14 protein-coding genes are annotated in these 17,995 nt (G+C 54.6%); 13 read left to right on the top strand and 1 reads right to left on the bottom strand.

The genetic code is table 11. The features are described 5' to 3' along the window. Positions 1–8: 8 nt before the first annotated feature. The 6 genes from V6607_RS23265 to V6607_RS23240 all read left to right on the top strand — a co-directional run bounded on the left by V6607_RS23265 (position 9) and on the right by V6607_RS23240 (position 6,676). A complete protein-coding gene (locus tag V6607_RS23265; protein WP_169864275.1) occupies positions 9–1,286 on the top strand; it encodes a DUF445 domain-containing protein in 1,278 nt (425 codons plus the stop codon). A gap of 243 nt (positions 1,287–1,529) precedes the next feature. Then, positions 1,530–1,658 (top strand): hypothetical protein, encoded by a 129-nt coding sequence (locus V6607_RS23260; RefSeq protein ID WP_255141968.1) that lies wholly within the window; start codon positions 1,530–1,532, stop codon positions 1,656–1,658. A gap of 205 nt (positions 1,659–1,863) precedes the next feature. After that, positions 1,864–2,730: a GTPase gene (locus V6607_RS23255; protein ID WP_169864276.1), complete on the top strand. Its 867-nt coding sequence runs from the start codon at positions 1,864–1,866 to the stop codon at positions 2,728–2,730. A gap of 12 nt (positions 2,731–2,742) precedes the next feature. Continuing rightward, positions 2,743–3,195, top strand: a complete 453-nt coding sequence (locus V6607_RS23250) for a hypothetical protein (protein ID WP_170037964.1) — start codon at positions 2,743–2,745, stop codon at positions 3,193–3,195. A gap of 6 nt (positions 3,196–3,201) precedes the next feature. Then, positions 3,202–5,061 (top strand): hypothetical protein, encoded by a 1,860-nt coding sequence (locus V6607_RS23245; RefSeq protein ID WP_169864279.1) that lies wholly within the window; start codon positions 3,202–3,204, stop codon positions 5,059–5,061. Next, the gene (locus V6607_RS23240) at positions 5,048–6,676 is read left to right on the top strand and encodes a GTPase (RefSeq protein WP_169864281.1); all 1,629 of its coding nucleotides are present in this window, start codon (positions 5,048–5,050) and stop codon (positions 6,674–6,676) included. The genes V6607_RS23245 and V6607_RS23240 overlap by 14 nt, the downstream gene beginning before the upstream one ends. Positions 6,677–6,831: 155 nt before the next feature. On the opposite strand, the gene V6607_RS23235 is transcribed toward V6607_RS23240, so the two are convergent. Next, positions 6,832–7,704, bottom strand: a complete 873-nt coding sequence (locus V6607_RS23235) for a WYL domain-containing protein (RefSeq protein WP_170037966.1) — start codon at positions 7,702–7,704, stop codon at positions 6,832–6,834. Between the two features lie 119 nt (positions 7,705–7,823). Between V6607_RS23235 and V6607_RS23230 the strand changes: the two genes are divergently transcribed. From V6607_RS23230 to pglX, 7 genes are all read left to right on the top strand, one after another. Beyond that, complete coding sequence (locus tag V6607_RS23230; protein ID WP_169885060.1) at positions 7,824–8,081, top strand: hypothetical protein; 258 nt, start codon at positions 7,824–7,826, stop codon at positions 8,079–8,081. 11 nt (positions 8,082–8,092) lie between these two features. After that, complete coding sequence (locus tag V6607_RS23225; RefSeq protein ID WP_170037968.1) at positions 8,093–9,142, top strand: ADP-ribosylglycohydrolase family protein; 1,050 nt, start codon at positions 8,093–8,095, stop codon at positions 9,140–9,142. A 207-nt stretch (positions 9,143–9,349) separates the two neighbouring features. Continuing rightward, positions 9,350–9,553 carry a helix-turn-helix domain-containing protein gene (locus tag V6607_RS23220; protein ID WP_010463602.1) on the top strand — a complete coding sequence of 68 codons (204 nt, stop codon included), beginning with the start codon at positions 9,350–9,352 and terminating at the stop codon, positions 9,551–9,553. After that, on the top strand, positions 9,546–10,157 hold the full coding sequence (locus V6607_RS23215) for a DUF1819 family protein (protein ID WP_169885065.1): 612 nt from the start codon (positions 9,546–9,548) through the stop codon (positions 10,155–10,157). Before V6607_RS23220 ends, V6607_RS23215 begins: the two co-directional genes overlap by 8 nt. Next, entirely contained in the window at positions 10,154–10,810 is a 657-nt protein-coding gene (locus V6607_RS23210; RefSeq protein ID WP_169885067.1) for a DUF1788 domain-containing protein, read from the top strand. The genes V6607_RS23215 and V6607_RS23210 overlap by 4 nt, the downstream gene beginning before the upstream one ends. Positions 10,811–10,821: 11 nt before the next feature. Then, complete coding sequence (gene brxC / locus V6607_RS23205; protein ID WP_170037970.1) at positions 10,822–14,379, top strand: BREX system P-loop protein BrxC; 3,558 nt, start codon at positions 10,822–10,824, stop codon at positions 14,377–14,379. Positions 14,380–14,450: 71 nt separating this feature from the next. After that, complete coding sequence (gene pglX, locus V6607_RS23200) at positions 14,451–17,978, top strand: BREX-1 system adenine-specific DNA-methyltransferase PglX (protein ID WP_170037972.1); 3,528 nt, start codon at positions 14,451–14,453, stop codon at positions 17,976–17,978. The last annotated feature ends 17 nt before the right edge of the window (positions 17,979–17,995 follow it).

Below are 17,995 nucleotides of genomic sequence, written 5' to 3'. Positions count from 1 at the left end.
GTTTTTTGATGTTGAAACTCGATTCACCGTTGGCGCGGATGAAGGCAATAGCGTCCGGGTTGTTCTTGTTGGCGGCAGCGCTCTATGTCGCAGCCTTGATGTTGATCCACTCCCATCCCGTGTTGGGGGGGTACATGAAAGCCTTCTCCGAGGCTGCGATGGTTGGCGCTATCGCCGACTGGTTTGCCGTTACTGCCCTGTTCCGACGCCCCTTGGGGTTGCCTATTCCTCACACGGCTATCATCCCGCGCAACAAGGCGCGTATTGGCGCCAACCTGGGGGACTTTATTTGTACTCACTTTCTTTCACGTGAGCAGGTACTTCAGAAGGTCAGCGAATTTGATACTGCCAGGCGGTTGGCGCAATGGCTGTCGAAGGAAGACAACGCCGCAGTCTTGTCGGGTTTAGCCGTCAAGCTGGCTGGGCATGGTATTGGCGCCCTGCGTGACGAGCGTGTGCGCCAGTTTGTACGCAGCACTGCTCTGGCGCGCCTGGAAGAAGTTGATTTGGCAAAAATGAGTGGTCAGTTGCTGGAAGTGCTCACCGATGATGGGAGGGCACAGGAGGTACTCGACGCCGTATTGAATCAAGTCGATGTTTCACTGCAAGGCGAAGCGACAAAAAAACGCATCGCCGACGTTCTGGCCACGGAGTTCGAGTTCTTGCGGTTCAACGTTTTCGGCAAGGAACTGCCTCTGCACAACGTTGCCGGCAACTGGTCATCGGCAAAGTTGGTCGAGCGAATCTCTGACGTGATCAGCGAGGTCAACCACGACACTGAACACCCGTTGCGCAAACATTTCAACCAGCAGTTGGGAGCCTTGGTGCATAAGCTCAAGGAGGAGCCAGCTTTTCGTTTGCGTGCGGCACAACTGCGCGCTCAACTCGTTCAACACCCGGCCCTGCACAGCTACCTGACTGACATGGTCGACGATGTAGTGACCTGGTTTGAGGAAGACATTACTCGAAGCGATTCCACAACGCGCCAGCGCTTGGAGGAGGGTACTCGCAAGCTTGGTGACGCATTGAGCGAAGACGCTTTGATGCAGGCCTGGATAAACGACCAGATTCTGGCAATGGCGGGCCCATTGGTTGAGCGCTATCGCTCAGAGATCGGCCGCTACATCGCTGAACGCATCGAAGCCTGGAACGAGAAGGAACTGGTGGAGCAACTGGAGTCACACGTGGGCAAAGACCTTCAGTTTATTCGTATCAACGGAACATTGGTGGGAGGGCTGGTGGGGGTGATCATTCATCTTGGGACTGAGTTTGCATTACAGATGTGAGAAGCACTTTGAATCGTGGTCCTCAGGAGAGTGTAAATCCCCAGTGAGCTTGCCGCTTAAAGATTTCCAGGCGAAGGCCGACAAAACAAAAGGCTGAGGCGACCAACGACTGAACCTTCAATGGAGTTATCAGCCTGTCCGTCACAGCGGGGTCGGCGATTTAAAATGGATTTTCTCGGGGCGACGCAATTTGTCGCGAGGCATGGTTATGCTCAAACCAGCCAATAAACAGGAGTATGGATCATGCTGAAAAACTTTCTCGCCGCAGTTGGCCTCGTCGTTATCGCCAAGAAAGGGTACGAGGTGTATCGGTCTTACAAGTCAATGGAGGCGGAAAACGAGTTTTTGCGAAAGGGGCAGGGGCCGGTTTAGTGTCCATCCCATCGCCTTATTGCTGCTTGTAGATCTGCGTTTGATTGACAGGTTACTAAGGCGTGGCAAAGTGATATCGCGTGGAGGATGATCCGGGTTGCAGGTGTTCAGACGCTAGGGTGCGCGCTGAACGTTATGACTTGGGGGCAACTTGTGTTTGATCCCGGATGCGCCAGCGCTTCCGACACTGCAATAAGGACATTTCATGCCAGCTGAAAATTGGCTGATTCAGCTCAATCGCGAGTCAGCTGAATTCGCGCGTTTGTATCAGGAGCGTCAAGAGGGAAAGACCGTCGACCGGACTTTGCGTATAGCGGTCTGTGGCCTGATGAACGCTGGCAAGAGCGCACTGCTCAATGCATTGACCGGCCATCTTGAAAACGAATTCTTCGAAACCAAAGCAGTGCGCTCGACTAAAACGGTGCAAACCTTAACCCATGGAGGGATTACTTACGTAGACACTCCGGGTATTGACGCCAATAACGAGGATGACCAGCACGCCTGGCGTGGCTTGGCGACGGCCGACATTATCCTGTTCGCCCACAACCTGGGCACGGGCACTCTGGAAACCGTAGAAATCAACTTCCTTAATGAGTTGAAACATCGGCGTCCTGATATCGAAGACAGCTTACTGGTCGTTCTGACCCATGCCGAAAGTGCGTCGGAGCAAAGGCAGGATCGCCTGGACGCAATCAGTGCCATCCTCTCGGCGTTGTTCAAGGCACCTCGCACGTTGATCCCGGCCTCGTTCACGACATACCGCAAAGGCGTGTTGGAGCAAAAGCCCGCCCTTATCGAACATAGCGGCATCAACGTGCTGCACCACCATTTGAAGACACTTGTCGAGCGCGCCGAAAGCGAGTTGCATGCCGTGCGCCGTGCGCGAGATAAGCAGCGTCTGAGTAAGTTGGAGGCCATTGTCGATAAGGCCATCGCCAAGCGGGAACGCACACTGGCTGCCGTCGAAGCCAAACAATCACAGGCGTTTCTGGTGCTTAGTCAGAGTGTGAACCAGTTGGTCAGCACGACCCGAGAACGCATCAGCCGCTGCGAAACCCTTGAATCCGATTGAGAGAACATTGCTATGTGGTGGTTATTGGTACCCTTAATCGGCGCTGTGGTTGCTGCCGTCGCCAGCTCCGACGATGAAGAAAAAGAAGCGGCCGAACGCAGGGCACGCATTCAGACTCGTGAGGCCGAGGCACAGGCCATTGCTCGTCGCAAACAGGCAAACCTCGAGAAACGTAAGGCTCAACTGGTTGCCGACGTTGATGGCCAACTGAAAGATTTATTTGCGACGCACCCTGCGGTACTCGATCGAACTAACCAGGGCGCGCTGCACGTCAGTTTTGACAGCCTTAGTGCCTTTGTAATCAAAAAGGTGCCGAACAAACCAAAAGCTATGTTGAAGCACTTGGATACAATTGCCCCCGGTGCAGCCTTCAGCCCGATCTGGGTGAAGCAAGCTGTCCAGGCGCACGCACTTCAGAAAGAAATCACGGGCCTTCAGCGCCTGAAAGAAGAATTGCTGGGATAAGTCACGATGACCGACCGCCACGCCAACCGAAATGATTTGTTAAATGTCTTCGCCGGGATTGCCGGTGAGTTCGATCAGGTCAAACGCCAGATCGATCGCCGGGAAAGTGTCCTCAAGGCTCAGCTGAGGAAGCTTAATGACGCACGCAAGACTTCGCCTTGGCGTGAAAGCCCGCTTGAGCAGCGTCACCCGTTGCAGGACATGGCTGAGCGCTGTCAGCAGGGGCTCGACAGTCAGCTTGATGCCTGGATCAGGAACGTCGAAAACTATGAGCGCAATACTTCGTTTCGCAAGGATTTCGATGACTCGCTACTGATCTTTGTCTACGGCAAGGTCAAAGCTGGAAAATCCTCCCTGGGGAATTATCTCGCCTACGGGAACTCTGCTCCGGACGCGGCCTTGATCGACAGCGCTTCCCCTCGCCCCGAGTTTTTCTGGCGCGAAAGTACCGGGACTGCGGAAACCATGTCGGCAGAGTTGATGAGCAAGCAGCGATGCTTTGGCGTCGACGTGGTGGAAGCGACCAGCTCAATCCAGGGTTTCAGGTTGCCGGGTATGACCTGGGTCGATTCCCCTGGGGTTCACTCGGTCAACAGCGTCAACGGCCAGTTGGCCGACGACTATGTCGCGTGTGCCGACCTGATCGTATTCCTGAGCAACTCCAGCAGTCCTGGCCGGCACTCCGATATGAATGAGGTCGTCGGGTTGCTCCAGAAAAAGAAAAATCTCATGGTGCTTATCACTGGCAGTGATGTGATTGAGGAGGATGTTGATGACTTGGGTAACTTGGTTAACCAACGGGTAATGAAGGCGCGATCCGATCGTGATGACCAGATTGGTTACGTCGGGTCGGAGCTGGCCAAAATCGACCCATCAGCACAATCGCTCCTGAATCAAATCAATATTCACTCGATTTCGGTGCGTTATGCTGAGGAAGGTGGCCCCCAGGAGCAGGCGCAACGCTGGCAGGACAGTGGGCTGGCCGACTTCGCCGCAGATATTGGCAACATAGCCCGTTCCAGTGGGCTCGCCCTCAAGCGCCAGACACCCTTGAAGAATCTGCAGGCGTTCTGCCTCAAGCTGGCCGAATCGACGGATCAGCTGGAAAAAGAGCTGGTTGATATCAGAACAGGGCTGAACGCCGCGCGTAAGGACCTGAAACTGAGCGTCGATCATATTCTGAGCCAGCTCAGAAAAGAATTACCGGGTCAGATCGAAAAGTATGCCGATCAATATGCGATGAACGACCAGGCTTTCTCTGAAGCCTGCCGTAAGTTGCTCGATCATGCTTTCCAGTATTACGCCAGCGAACTGTGTGATTCGATTGGCCAGAAATTCGAAAACATTGAAATTCACGACCAAGCGGTTGGACCTGTCGCCCGAGAGGCCCCCCAGTTTTCAGAGCGCGTTGAAAAAATCAAATTCGACTCCCGCCGCAATGAGTCATTCGGCAGGGCGGGCGGGGCAGGTTTCGGTGCCTGGGGGGGCGCTGAAGGTGGGGCAGCTCTAGGCACTTTGATCATGCCAGGTGTGGGGACGGTCATCGGTGGCCTGATCGGTGGCGCACTTGGAGCCTGGGCGGGAAACAAGGCTGGGGGCGCGGCGGGAGAATACTTCAATACCAGTGAAGAAATCGAAGTGGCTGTGGGCGACAACCGCGACGAAGTTTCACTGGGGACCCGCGAACAGTTGCTTGAGCTTGCCGAGAACCGGCTGAATGTCCTGTATGAGCAACTGGACCAATTGTGCTTTATCGACATTGCCGACTGGTTGAAAAACTTCCACAGCGCATTAAAAGAGATGCGCCAGCACACGCTTACTCAAATTCAGGAAATCGAAAAGGAGCTGTCCCATGGCATTGCCTGACTTCGCACGGGTTATCCACACCTATGAACGGGTCAGCACCCCGCTGGGCCGTTGGCTGTCCGAACAACAACGTGATGAGCTGGGAGCCCGGTTGCAGACCAAGGCTGAGCAGTTACACCCTCGAATCATGGTCTACGGCAACTACAACGCTGGCAAAAGTACCCTGCTCAATGCCTTGATGGGGCGGGCAGATGCCAAGATGGCGGATCGACCGGAAACGGCCGCGGTAACTGAGTACCGCTGGGGCAATTACACGCTGCTCGACACACCTGGTATCGACGCGCCGATCGAGCATGAAGAGGTGGCTGAGAACCAGCTGCAAAATAGCGAAGTTGTGTTGTTCGTGGTCGCTGCAGGCGGTGCCACCGACGAAGCGAAAACCTGGGAGCGGCTGGTCGATATCGTCGCTTCAGAGCGCCGGTTAATGCTCATCGTCAACAACAAGGCAGGTATTACGGTCGGCGATCGCGATTATGTCGGCATCACCGATCGCCTGCGCATTCATCTGCAGCGTGCGGCGAGCGAGCGCGGTATTGAAAACATTCTGGACAAGGTCCCGGTGCAATGGGTCAATGCCAGAAGCGCCCTCAAAGGACGACTCGAAGACAAGGCGCCGCTGGTAAGCGCCAGCGGCATTCTTGACTTGGAGGAGGCGCTGGGTGACTTCCTTGAGCAAAGCGACACCGGGACAATCTTCAAGGCTTGTCGCAAAGACCTGGTGGTTGCGATCGAACAAGCCAATTTGCGGTTGGTGCAGGCCGGCAATGACCGTCAGGCTGAAGCGCTGACGAAAGCCAAACTGCAGATTGAAAACGAGCGCAGCCGTCTGACTGCATGCCTAAACGATCACCTGGATCGCGATTGTCGTAGCGCAAAGCAGGCAATTGTCAGTCTGATTACTTCAGTAGCAGAAGGACAAGTCAGGGGTGACACCAACCAGGCGATGGAAGAGGGGGCGGCAGAAGTTGTCCAGTCTCTGGGCGACAAACTGATGCGCACGCTGGAGTACGAGCTGCCCAAGACTCAGCAGAGCCTCGGTGAAATCGGTGAGAAACTGGCCGAGTCCACTCTCCGACACGCTGACGCCATGCTGAATGCGGATCTGGATGCGCCGCAGGATGCTGGTGAAAGCATCCTGTCGCCAGCCATCAAGGATGCCTTGAAGAAAGTCCCCATGGGTAATGTCAAGGACATGACTGAACAGGGAGTGAAAGCGGCACTGGAGCTAGGAAAAGAGTTTCTGCCCAAACTGTTCAAAGGTATTGGCCCCAAGACCATGGGACGCTGGGCCAGTACAGCGGGTCGCTGGGCGGGGCCTTTGGTACAGGTCGGCGTGGCGTTGTACGACATCTACCAGGCTATTCGTACAGAGAATGCGGAGAAGGCAGCGCAAGCTCGTCGTACCAAAGCCATCGACGACTCTGCCAGTTCGTTTGTCCACGATTTGCGTCAGGCCTACCAGTTCCAAATCACTCTGGTGGTTGAGCAGGTGTTCAAACCTATGGATGAGTGGATCGACGCGCAAAGCCAGGCTCTGGTGCAACAAGACAAGGCCGCAGAGAACGATAGAATTCTGTTCGAACAGGCACTGATTGAACTGCGCCCGCAAGACTGATCTGGTCCTTAACGCATCTCATCTCAACATTCGCTCCGGACATAGGACGGGGCGAATGCTTCCAGAGTGCCCAGAGTCACGCCTATTATTCTTCCCTCTCGGAGGTTCAATTAATTCGTGATGCAGTGCGTCACGAATTAAAATGCCGGGTTGAGTCACTCATAAAGCCAAGGCTTCAACTCATCCAGATTCCTCACCACGATCTGCTGCGCCGCCGCTTTGGGGTCGAGCTTTTTCGGATCGATTTGAAAACGCTGCAACACATACTTGACCAAGGCGCGGCGTGTCGGAATGATCAGCACGCCATCCTCCATGCCGAAATCGGCTTCGATGATTGCCTTCTGTTCTGGTTTGAGCCTTGAGTCGGGTTCTATGATCACGGCTACCTTGGTGTTCCAGTCTTCATCCTCGTCGATGAGGTTCTCGGTCTTGCGTTCGTACTCAGGTTTGCCGCGCAGGCGACTCAGCACAAAATCTCGGTATTCACGATTCTTCTCGCAATACGCCCGCACATGCCAACGCATACCGGTGTAAATCAGTGTGTGTGGTGCAATCAAGCGAGTTTCTGGAACCGGGTTAGCGAGTGAAACGTACTCGACTTCAATAACCTCGCTGTCGCGGCATGCCTTAAGCAATGGGCGCAACACTTCAGGTCGAATTGTCCGGTCAGGCACCTCCAGCACCATGGTGTGGGCATACGCCAAGGCCAACCCTTCCACATGCGGCGCACGGGAATGGGTCTGGTTCAGCAGGTGCAGATAAGCGCTGGCGCTGTCGTCGATGAACAGTGGTTTGAACTGTTTGCTGGGGACATAGCCCTTCAGCTGCTTGTCATATGTAAGGTTTTTAGGCGCATGTTCGGTGATGTAAGTGTTGATGTCTTTAGACGCCTGCTGACGACTGATCCCGAAGCTCTGGATCAGATGCACCGTGGTCAGCCGGCCTTCCCACCAGGCGACGGTCTCGATCAAGCGATAACGAAGTGCCAAATCCCAACGAACCTGCTTGATGTCTTGATTGCGTTTCATGACAGCTCCATATGCGTGAATACTTTACCTGTATAAGTCTACATTCTATACCTGTCGTAAAACACTACATATCCTTGATCTGTCTTCGAGCTCAATCGAACTCACTAAAGGATGTGGACATGACAATGTCGGATGCTGTTTCGACAGGTGCATTGGTGATGATGGGAGCAATCCTGCTGACGCTTGTGCTGCAGTGCCTGAGGTTGCGGGAGCTCTGGAAAATGGCTCTTGGCTGTCAAAAGGGCACGCGCTGGGCAAGGATTTTGGATATGGAAAACTGGGAGCTGCGCTCGGCGCTGCGCGCTGAGAAAGCGCACATCGAGCAGCTGCAAAGAAAGCTGGTGATTTTGCAGGAATTGATCCCAGCAGAGGGATAAGGGCGAAGGATATGAACAGACTTGAACGGATCAAAGGTTGCCTACTGGGCGGTGCAGTCGGCGATGCGTTGGGCGCCACGGTGGAGTTCCTCGAATGGCCTGCAATCGAAGCTAAATTCGGTTCGCAGGGTATCGTTGATTTTGCCCCTACTTTCGGTATCTCCGGTGTCATCACCGACAACACGCAGATGATGCTATTCACGGCCGAAGGCTTGCTGCGGGCTTATGTGAGAAGTAGTTCACGAGGGATTTGCCATGTTCCCAGCATTATCCACCATGCGTTGCTGCGCTGGCTGATGACCCAGAATTACCCTCCTGCGATACTAGTCAGCAGGGACGGGTGGTTGATCGAACAGCGAGAACTCTGGTCTTGTCGCGCCCCTGGCACCACATGTCTCACGGCCCTCAAGGCCACCCAGCGGCTTGGTGCTGTCGCCGAGAACAACAGCAAGGGCTGCGGCGCCTTGATGCGCGTTGCTCCCTGTGCATTCTTTGCTAACGCCTTTGACTACGCTGCCCAGTCAGGGCGCCTTACTCACGGGCACCCTACAGGCTACCTGACGGCAGGGCTGTTCGCTGACATCCTCCAGCGGATGGTCAGGGAGGACAGTCTCGAACATGCAGTTAGCGAAAGCCTGGCCAAATATGGGCAAAAGCCCGGCATGGAAGAAGCTCGCAGCCTTATCGAGCGTGTGCTGTTTTTCTTCTATGAAGGCTACAAGCCCACCCCGCAACGCATCGGCGAACTCGGTGGCGGTTGGGTCGCTGAAGAAGCGCTGGCAATTGGCCTCTGGTGTGCCCTGACGGCGAGCTCGTTCGAGGATGGCGTCATAACAGCGGTGAATCACGGTGGCAACAGCGACGGTTCCGGACTGATCACTGGACACATACTTGGTGTTCAGTATGGCGCTGCGGCGATTCCTGCTCGGTGGTATGGACAATTGGAACTGCGCGAAGTGATTGCGCAGATTGCCGAGGATATTGAGCGCGTTCCGCGTGATTACTGTGGGTATGGCGGAGAGTTCGATCAGCTGATCGAGCAGATGTATCCCGGCGGGTGAGGGAACTGATGGCGACGCATTTTCATTTCGCCACTGAGCTATTCGCAGCGTAGGCTTACCAAAGCAAACTCGCTAGGCTGCCCTTTGAAGCCATTTTGAAGTGGCGCAGGCATTTGTCAGGCATTAATCCTGAGAAACAGCTTTAACCTTATTAAAACCGACAAAAACGGCTAATATCAGCACGTTTTTTTATCGGCAGATTTAGCTATGACTGATCGTTGGCACAGTGTTGATGAAATTGCCGAACACCTCGGCGTCAGCAAGGACACCGTTTATGCATGGATTGCCAAACGCAGCATGCCAGCCCACAAGGTCGGTCGGTTGTGGAAGTTCCAGAAGGTTGAGGTGGATACCTGGGTCAAAGCTGGCGGAGCCAGTGACGAATCGCAGCAGGCGCGAAGTGATGGCTGAGCGTTATCGTCTTTCTTTCACCACGGGTGGCCTGTTTTTGCAGGAAGCACCGCTGGTTGTGGAGCGCTATCTAACGCTGCGTGATTGGAAGCAAACACGGGAGCAGGTGCGTGGTGAGAACCTGTTGCAAGTTCGTACAGCGGCTGCTGCGACACGTATCAGTAAGGAGTTGATCGCGCGTCTGGAGCTTTTGGATCCAGAGGAGCTGGAGTTTTTGGTGGATGGCAGCCTGCGGGAGCAAGGCTACCTTCTGTGGGCTGCAACTTGCCGGCGCTATGCGTTCATCCGCGACTTCGCTCGCGAAGTTCTGCGCGAGCATTACCTGCTTATGCGCCGCCAACTCACGACAAGCGATTACGATGCCTTCTGCAATGCCAAAGCTTTGTGGCATGCCGAGCTGGATGAACTGGCTGCGTCCACGCATAGCAAATTGCGACAAAACCTGTTCCGCATGTTGCGGGATGCCGACTTGATCAGCGCACAGCACCAGATTCAGCCTGTGTTGATAACTCCAGCGCTGGCCCATTTACTGGTTCGCCACGATAACGAGCAATTGCTGATATTCCCGGCAACTGACCATGAACTTAAAAGGTGGCTGCAATGAGCCAAAAAATCAGTCAGCAGCCGCTGGCAGCCCGCTTTGAACACCTATTGAACGTCATGAGCGGTCAACGCTTTCTGGAAATGAAAGGGCTGAATAATGATCTGCCGTTCTACATCTGCGAATTCAAGGCGGCTGAAGCCTTTGAGATACAACGCATGCAGCGGCAACTGGTCAACACGTTGGCCGGTCTGCGTATCGATTGTTTGCAGGGGCGTGGTGTAAAGGTATTGGAAGTCAGCCTGTACGACCTGACCATCGACTTGCTAAAGGCTCGTGAGGGCAGTGACGAAGGTGTCAGCTTGTGGGAACAGATCCGGGCGGTTGAGCCCGATGTGGAAAAAGAAGGTCTGCTGGAACTTTTGCAGGGTGTATTGGATATCAAGGAACACCTGGTCCCGGCTATTGGCGAACGTATTGCTCAGGCGGATTACGACGTGCTTTTCCTCTCCGGCATCGGTGAAGTGTTCCCCTATATTCGCTCGCACAACGTACTCAACAATCTGCAAAGCACGGCCAAGGACAAACCCACGGTGATGTTCTTCCCCGGTGAGTATCGGCATTCGCTGGAACAAGGCGCGTCACTGGAGCTGTTCGGTCTGCTGCACGATGACAAGTACTACCGTGCATTCAATATTTTCGAGTCTCAGGTGTAAGGAAGCAGTCGATGAAACTCAACGGAATTTTCAAGAGCCCAGTCAGTCGCCCGATTGAGGGCGTCATCAAGGCCGACGACGAAGCTAGCTTGTTCAACGAGCTCAGTGAATACGTCCTGACTGACGAAGTCGCCAAGCGTCTGGAGCACTTCCTCGATGCCTATACCGACTACCACCATGCCAATGGCGTCTGGGTCTCCGGCTTCTTCGGCTCGGGTAAGTCGCACCTGCTGAAAATGCTCGCCCTGCTGCTGGAAAATCGCCAGGTCGACGGCAGTACTGCATTGGACATCTTCCTACCCAAGATCAAGGATGACGACGAGCTGTTGCGCGCCCAGCTCAAGAAAGCTGTCGCCATCCCCTCGAAAAGCATCCTGTTCAACATCGACCAGAAGGCCGACATCATCAGCAAGACCCAGGTCGACGCCTTGCTTTCTGTGTTCGTCAAAGTCTTCAACGAGATGTGTGGTTATTACGGCAAGCAGGGCTACATTGCCCAGTTTGAACGCGACCTGGACAGTCGCGAACTGTTCCAACCGTTCAAGGAAGCCTACCAGAGCATCGCCAATAAGCCCTGGGAGCGTGGTCGCGAGCAGGCGCTGCTGGAGACAGGCAACATCGCCAAGGCCTACGCCCAGATCACCGACGAAGACCTGGCGCTGGCCAAGGGCATCCTCGATAAATACCGCGCTCAACACAGCGTTTCCATTGAAGACTTCGGCAATCAGGTCAAGGAGTGGCTGGACAAACAGCCGCCCAACTTCCGCCTGAATTTCTTTGTCGATGAGGTCGGTCAGTACATTGCCGACAACACCAAGCTCATGACCAACCTGCAAACCGTGGCTGAAAGTTTGGCCACCAAGTGCCAGGGCCGGGCATGGGTATTTGTCACCGCACAGGAGGATATGGACTCTGTGATGGGCGACATGAGCAAGCAACAAAGCAACGACTTCACCAAGATCCAGGCGCGCTTTGCCAACCGTCTCAAGCTCACCAGCGCCGACGTGGCCGAGGTGATCCAGAAACGCTTGCTGACCAAGAACGATTCCGGTGCCGAGCTGCTGAAAACCGTCTACAACCAGCAGCTCAACAACTTCAAAACTCTGTTCGACTTTGCCGACGGTGGACAGCACTACCAGAACTTCCGCGATCTGGAGCACTTCACCTACTGCTACCCCTTCGTGCCCTACCAGTTCCCGCTTTTCCAGTCGGCCATTCGTGGCATATCCATGCACAACGGCTTTGAGGGCAAGGCCAACTCGGTGGGCGAACGCTCCATGCTCGGTGTATTCCGCGAAGTGGCCATGGCTATCGACAGCGAGCCAGTGGGCCAGCTGGCCACCTTCGATCGGATGTTCGAAGGCATTCGCGGCGCGCTGAAAAGCGCTATTCAAAGCGCTATCAACAATGCCGAGCGGCACCTTGGCGACCCATACGCGGTGCGCGTGCTCAAAGCATTGTTCTTGGTCAAGTACGTCAAGGAGTTCAAGGCCACTCTGCGCAATCTCAATGTACTGATGCTAGAGCGTTTTGGCGAAGACATTCCAGCCCAACGCAAGAAGCTGGAAGCGGCACTCAACTTGCTGGAGCAGCAAACCTACATCCAACGCAATGGCGAGCTCTACGAGTACCTGACCGACGAAGAGAAGGACATCGAAGAAGAGATCAAAAACACAGAGATCGAAACTGCCGATGTCATCAAGGAGCTGGAAACCCTGCTGTTTGATGGTGTGGTCAAGCAGCGCAAGGTCCGCTATGAAAACGGCCAGGACTACGCCTATACGCGCAAAATGGACGACCGTTCGCTCAGTCGTGAGTTTGAGTTGGCCATCCACATTGTCACTCCGCTTAGTGACAACTTCGATAACCTCACGGTGCAGCGTATGCAGAGTATGGGACGTGATGAGCTGCGCGTGGTGCTGCCGGCTGATGCCCGGTTCATGCAGGATCTCACCCTGCACAAGCGCACTGAGAAATACATCCGACAGAACAGCAGCACCCAGCAGGAAGCGGTCAAACGCATCATCGACGCCAAGGGTTTCCAGAACAACGAACGTCTGGCCGAGCTGCAGGATCGTGCCAAGGAGCTGCTCGGCAAAGCGCACTTGATAATTAACGCCGCCGACGTGGAGGCCACCAGCAGCGACGGTCAGGCCCGTATTCTCAAAGGCTTCTACCAGCTGATTGAAACTACTTATCCGAACCTGCGCATGCTGCGCGATGTGCCGTTCAACGAGAATGACATCGGCAAATACTTGCGCCAGGCCCAGGACGGTCTACTCGGCAACGACGCTACTAGCCTGACCGAGCCCGAGCAGGAACTACTGGCCTATATCCAGAGCAATGCTCGCAGCGGTGTGCGCACCACGGTCAAAACCCTATTGGAGCGCTTCGAGCGCAAGAACTACGGTTGGTACTACGCGGCCATCCTCTGCAACCTCGCGCTGCTTTGCGCACGCGGCAAAGCGGAGGTGCGGCAAGACAGCAACCTGCTGGAAGGCGACAACCTAGAGCGCAGCTTGCGCAACACCAACGCTCACACCACCTTGGTGCTGGAGCCGCAAATCGAGTTCAGTGCCTCCCAGGTTCGCCATCTCAAAGAGTTCTTTGCCGACTTTTTCGACCGTCCCGCCAGCTGCAACGAAGCCCGCGCTCTGGCACGTGAAACCATCGACGCCATCAAAGAACTGGAGATTGATTTAGCCGACCTGCATGGGCAAAAAGCCTTGTATGGCTTCCTCAGCGTGCTGGATGGCGTGATGGCTACTCTCAAGGAAATCGCCGGCAAAAACGCCAGCTGGTTCCTTACCGAACTGTCCCGCGCCTCCGATGCCATGCTCGACACCAAAGAGCAGATCATTGAGCCGCTACGTCGCTTCATGGGTAGTCCGCAAAAAGCTATTTACGATCAGGCTCGCCAACTGGTGCAGGAGCAGGAAGACAATTTCGCCTATGTTGCCACGGGGGAGGTTGAAGCCATCAAGGCATTACTCACCGAGAATAAACCTTGGCAAGGCAACCGCCTGCAGCAGGCCAAACCGCAACTGGAGGCCCTGCAACAAGCCATTGCTAACCAGCTAACCAGCGAGAAGGCTACCGCAGTCAGCCGGCTTGCCGAGTTGGAGCAGCGTCTGCAGGGGAGCAACGAGTACGGCAGTCTTAAGCCTGAGCAGCAGGCTCAGCTCGCTGTGCCGTTTGTTGAAGCTCAGCAGTCAATGCAAGGGCAGAAGCGTATCGCCATGATCCGCGATCAGTTGCGTGCCTTCGAGGACAACCAATACGCACAGTTACTGCTCAAATTAGAGCGACTGGCTCGTCCGCAACCGGTACCAGATCCAATCCCACCCTTTTCTCCGCCACCAGCGGGAAATCAGGACATCGATTATCCGCCGCCACCAAGCACAGAACCACCCAAAGTGGCCGAACCGCGCTTGGTGCCCGCACGATCTATTACGGTGGGTTACAGCAAGCCTTGGCTGGCCAGTGAATCCGAGTTGGATGATTACTTACGACAGCTGCGCGAAGCTTGGCTGAAGGAAATCCAAGCAGGCAACCGCGTACAGATTTGAAACGGACAAGTGCCCCGATCATTTTCGTGAAACCACACAAATGATCGAGCAGGCCCATAAAGAGAAGAATGATGGAAACCACCAAACTCAAGAAGTTCGCCCAGCACACACGTCGCCTGCTCTTGGAGCAAGTGGGCGCCAAGCTCTCCCTAGTGCTATATGCAAGCAGTGCTGCCCGCCGTGAGAGTCCGCAAGCCGTTGCCCAGCTGGAAAAACAAATCGCCGCGAACGGCCGTGAGCAGCTCATCGACAAGGTCGCCTACACCTGGTTCAACCGCTTCTGCGCCCTTCGCTTTATGGATGTAAACGGTTACACCCGTATCCGCGTGGTATCGCCCGCTGATGAAGGCCAGTTCCAGCCTGAAATACTGGCTGAAGCCAAAGCAGGACATATCGACGATGAGCGCGTGCCCGAGAAAGTCCGCCAGCAGATCCAGGCTCTGCTTAGCGGTAACGCCCCTAGCCACGATCCGCAGCAGGAAGCCTATCGTCTGCTGGTAGTGGCCGAGTGCAACGCCTTCCACAGCGCCATGCCTTACCTGTTCGAGCGCATTGCCGACTACACCGAATTGCTGATGCCGGATGACCTGCTCTCGGGCAACTCCATCCTGGCCTACACCCGCGAAGCCATGACCCCTGATACCTGCCAGGACGTGGAAGTCATCGGCTGGCTGTACCAATTCTACATCTCCGAGAAAAAGGACTCGGTATTTGAGGGTCTGAAGAAAAATCAGAAGATCACGGCAGAAGATATTCCCGCAGCTACCCAGCTGTTCACCCCGCACTGGATCGTGCGCTACCTGGTGGAAAACTCTCTCGGCCGTCTGTGGATGCTCAACCATCCTAACTCGGCACTTGCCAGGCAGATGGATTACTACATCAAGCCCGAGGCTGCAGAAACCGACTTCCTCAAGATCGATTGCCCCGAAGACATCAAGGTCTGCGATCCGGCCTGCGGCTCCGGTCACATGCTCACCTATGCCTTCGATCTGCTCTATGCCATTTACGAAGAGATGGGCACTGACCCTAGCGAAATCCCGGAAAAAATTCTTACCCACAACCTCTACGGCATCGAGTTGGATGAGCGCGCAGGGGAGCTAGCCGCTTTTGCACTGACCATGAAAGCCCGCGCCAAGCAGCGCCGCTTTTTCAACAAGGCCATCGAGCCAAATATCTGCGTGATGGAAAAAGTGGTGTTCAGCCATGACGAGCTGGATGAATACATCACGGCCGTAGGGCGTGACCTGTTCACTCTTGACCTGCGTGAAACCCTCAAGCAGTTTGAGGAGGCCGATAACTTTGGCTCGCTGATCCGTCCCAAACTCAGCAGCGTGCAAAACGTGTTGCCCGTGCTGGAGGCTAAGGACATGGCAGGCAGTCTGTTCCTTGCTGGCACCCACGCTAAAGTGCTGCAGGTGCTACGAATGACCGACTACCTGAGCCCGCGTTATGCGGTGGTAGTTGCCAACCCTCCGTACAAGAAAAAGGCAGATCTAAATGAGTCATTGCAAAGCTGGCTCGATGTTGAATACGTCGAGGGTAAATACGACCTTTATCAGGCGTTTATCCTAAGAAGTCTGAAGCTGGTTTTAGCAAAGTCATATGTTGGCATGATCACGATGCAGGGTTGGATGTTCGCGCCTAGATATGAGGCGGTTAGATCTGTGATTTTATCTAGGTCAACAATCTGCACGATGGCCCAGCTTGGAGAGCGCGCATTTGACTCTATTGGTGGGGAGGTCGTTTCGACTACTGCATTCGTCTTGAGTAGCGCGGCCAATGAAGACTTCAAAGGAGAGTTTATAAAGCTGACTGAAGGCCAGTCTGAGGCCGAAAAGGATGCTGATCTTTTGAAGGCGATTCAAGTCCCTCAAAGCAAAATACGCTATCGGGTTTCGTCGGAGCAATTTGAAAAAATCCCAGGATGTCCGATAGTTTTTTGGGCATCTGAAAGGATGAGGAATTTATTCACAAGCTATCCTTCGATTTCCAAGGAGATCATCACGAGGGAAGGGCTCGCGACTGGTAGTAATGCCACGTTCTTACGGGAGTGGCATGAGGCGAGCGTGATGAATGTCGGTTTTAACATTAAAAGTGACGCCGAGGCTAAAACATCTGAAAAAAGATGGTTTCCTTATGTGAAGGGTGGTGGCTCTAGGCGTTGGTATGGTAATTCAGAGCATTTTGTAAATTGGTTTGATGATGGCCGTGAGCTTAAAAATTTCAAGGATGAAAAGACAGGGCGTATCCGCTCTCATAACTACAACGGTGAGTATGGCTTTCGTGAGGGGTTCACTTGGTCTGGCATTTCGAGCAGCGACTTTGCTGTTCGTGTGGTTCCGTGTGGTTTTATGTTTGATGCCAAAGGGCCAATGGGTTTCGTCAGTCAGTCAAGTAAAACGGAGGCCGTAGAGGCATTTCTGAATAGTCGTGTATGCAGCTTCCTACTAAGAATGCTTGCTCCTACGCTTGATTTTAAACTCACCCACGTGCTTAGTTTACCGTTCAAAAAGCCAGACGATGAGCAGTTGAATGATCGGGTTCGGCGCAGTGTGCTAGCCGCAAAGTCCGACTGGGACTCCTACGAAACCTCCTGGGACTTCACAGTTCTGCCATTGCTACACCCCGGCCACCGGCAGTCCACCCTACAAGCCGCTTATCAACAACTCCACTCTCACTGGCGCGAGATGATGCTAGAAATGCAGCGCCTCGAAGAAGAAAACAACCGTATCTTTATCGAGGCTTATAGTCTGCAGGATGAACTGACACCCGAGGTGTCGCTCAAGGAAGTCACCCTCACATGCAACCCACACTACCGCTACGGTGGTGACAAGTCAGGGGAGGAGTTGGGTGCGCAGCTGTTGGCCGATACGATGCGCGAGTTTTTGTCCTACGCCGTGGGCTGTATGTTTGGCCGCTACAGCCTGGACAATCCAGGGCTGGTGCTGGCCAACCAGGGCGACACACTGGCTGAGTATTTGCGCCAGATCCCCGAGCCGAGTTTTATGCCGGACGAAGACAACGTGATCCCGCTGCTGGATGGCGAGTGGTTTGCTGACGATGTGACCGAGCGTTTCCGCACCTTTTTACGCGTTACCTTCGGCGTGGAGCACTACGAGGACAACCTAGCCTTTATTGAGGCATCGCTGGGCAAGGACGTGCGCAAGTACTTTATCAAGGACTTCTACGCCGACCATGTGAAACGCTACAAGAAGCGCCCGATCTACTGGTTGTTCGCCAGCCCTAAAGGCACCTTCAGTGCGCTGATCTACCTGCATCGCTACCGCACCGACACAGCGAGTGTGGTGCTGCAATACCTGCGCGACTTCCGCAAAAAACTGGCTGCACGGCTGGACCACCTCCAACAAATCGGCATCAGCACCAGCGCCAGCCAAGGTGAAAAGACCCGCGCCCTCAAGGAAATTGAACCGCTCAAAAAGCAACTACTGGAGCTGGACGACTACGAGCGTGACACCCTCTACCCGCTGGCTACTAAACAAGTGCCGCTGAATCTGGATGACGGCGTCAAAGTAAACTACCTCAAGCTCGGCTCGGCGCTGAAAAAGATCGTCGGGCTAGATGCCAAGGGGGATGAATGAAGCATAACAAGGAGCAG

Source organism: Pseudomonas sp. KK18, from assembly GCF_037094675.1.
Lineage (GTDB): Bacteria > Pseudomonadota > Gammaproteobacteria > Pseudomonadales > Pseudomonadaceae > Aquipseudomonas.
Note: the sequence above shows the minus strand (reverse complement) of the source record. Positions and strands in the feature narration are given on the sequence as shown.

Bases quoted from the DNA above. Each gene is read 5' to 3' on its own strand.
- V6607_RS23265 (WP_169864275.1), top strand. From the start codon at position 9: ATGTTGAAACTCGATTCACCGTTGGCGCGGATGAAGGCAATAGCGTCC.
- V6607_RS23260 (WP_255141968.1), top strand. From the start codon at position 1,530: ATGCTGAAAAACTTTCTCGCCGCAGTTGGCCTCGTCGTTATCGCCAAG.
- V6607_RS23255 (WP_169864276.1), top strand. From the start codon at position 1,864: ATGCCAGCTGAAAATTGGCTGATTCAGCTCAATCGCGAGTCAGCTGAA.
- V6607_RS23250 (WP_170037964.1), top strand. From the start codon at position 2,743: ATGTGGTGGTTATTGGTACCCTTAATCGGCGCTGTGGTTGCTGCCGTC.
- V6607_RS23245 (WP_169864279.1), top strand. From the start codon at position 3,202: ATGACCGACCGCCACGCCAACCGAAATGATTTGTTAAATGTCTTCGCC.
- V6607_RS23240 (WP_169864281.1), top strand. From the start codon at position 5,048: ATGGCATTGCCTGACTTCGCACGGGTTATCCACACCTATGAACGGGTC.
- V6607_RS23235 (WP_170037966.1), bottom strand. From the start codon at position 7,704: ATGAAACGCAATCAAGACATCAAGCAGGTTCGTTGGGATTTGGCACTT.
- V6607_RS23230 (WP_169885060.1), top strand. From the start codon at position 7,824: ATGACAATGTCGGATGCTGTTTCGACAGGTGCATTGGTGATGATGGGA.
- V6607_RS23225 (WP_170037968.1), top strand. From the start codon at position 8,093: ATGAACAGACTTGAACGGATCAAAGGTTGCCTACTGGGCGGTGCAGTC.
- V6607_RS23220 (WP_010463602.1), top strand. From the start codon at position 9,350: ATGACTGATCGTTGGCACAGTGTTGATGAAATTGCCGAACACCTCGGC.
- V6607_RS23215 (WP_169885065.1), top strand. From the start codon at position 9,546: ATGGCTGAGCGTTATCGTCTTTCTTTCACCACGGGTGGCCTGTTTTTG.
- V6607_RS23210 (WP_169885067.1), top strand. From the start codon at position 10,154: ATGAGCCAAAAAATCAGTCAGCAGCCGCTGGCAGCCCGCTTTGAACAC.
- brxC (WP_170037970.1), top strand. From the start codon at position 10,822: ATGAAACTCAACGGAATTTTCAAGAGCCCAGTCAGTCGCCCGATTGAG.
- pglX (WP_170037972.1), top strand. From the start codon at position 14,451: ATGGAAACCACCAAACTCAAGAAGTTCGCCCAGCACACACGTCGCCTG.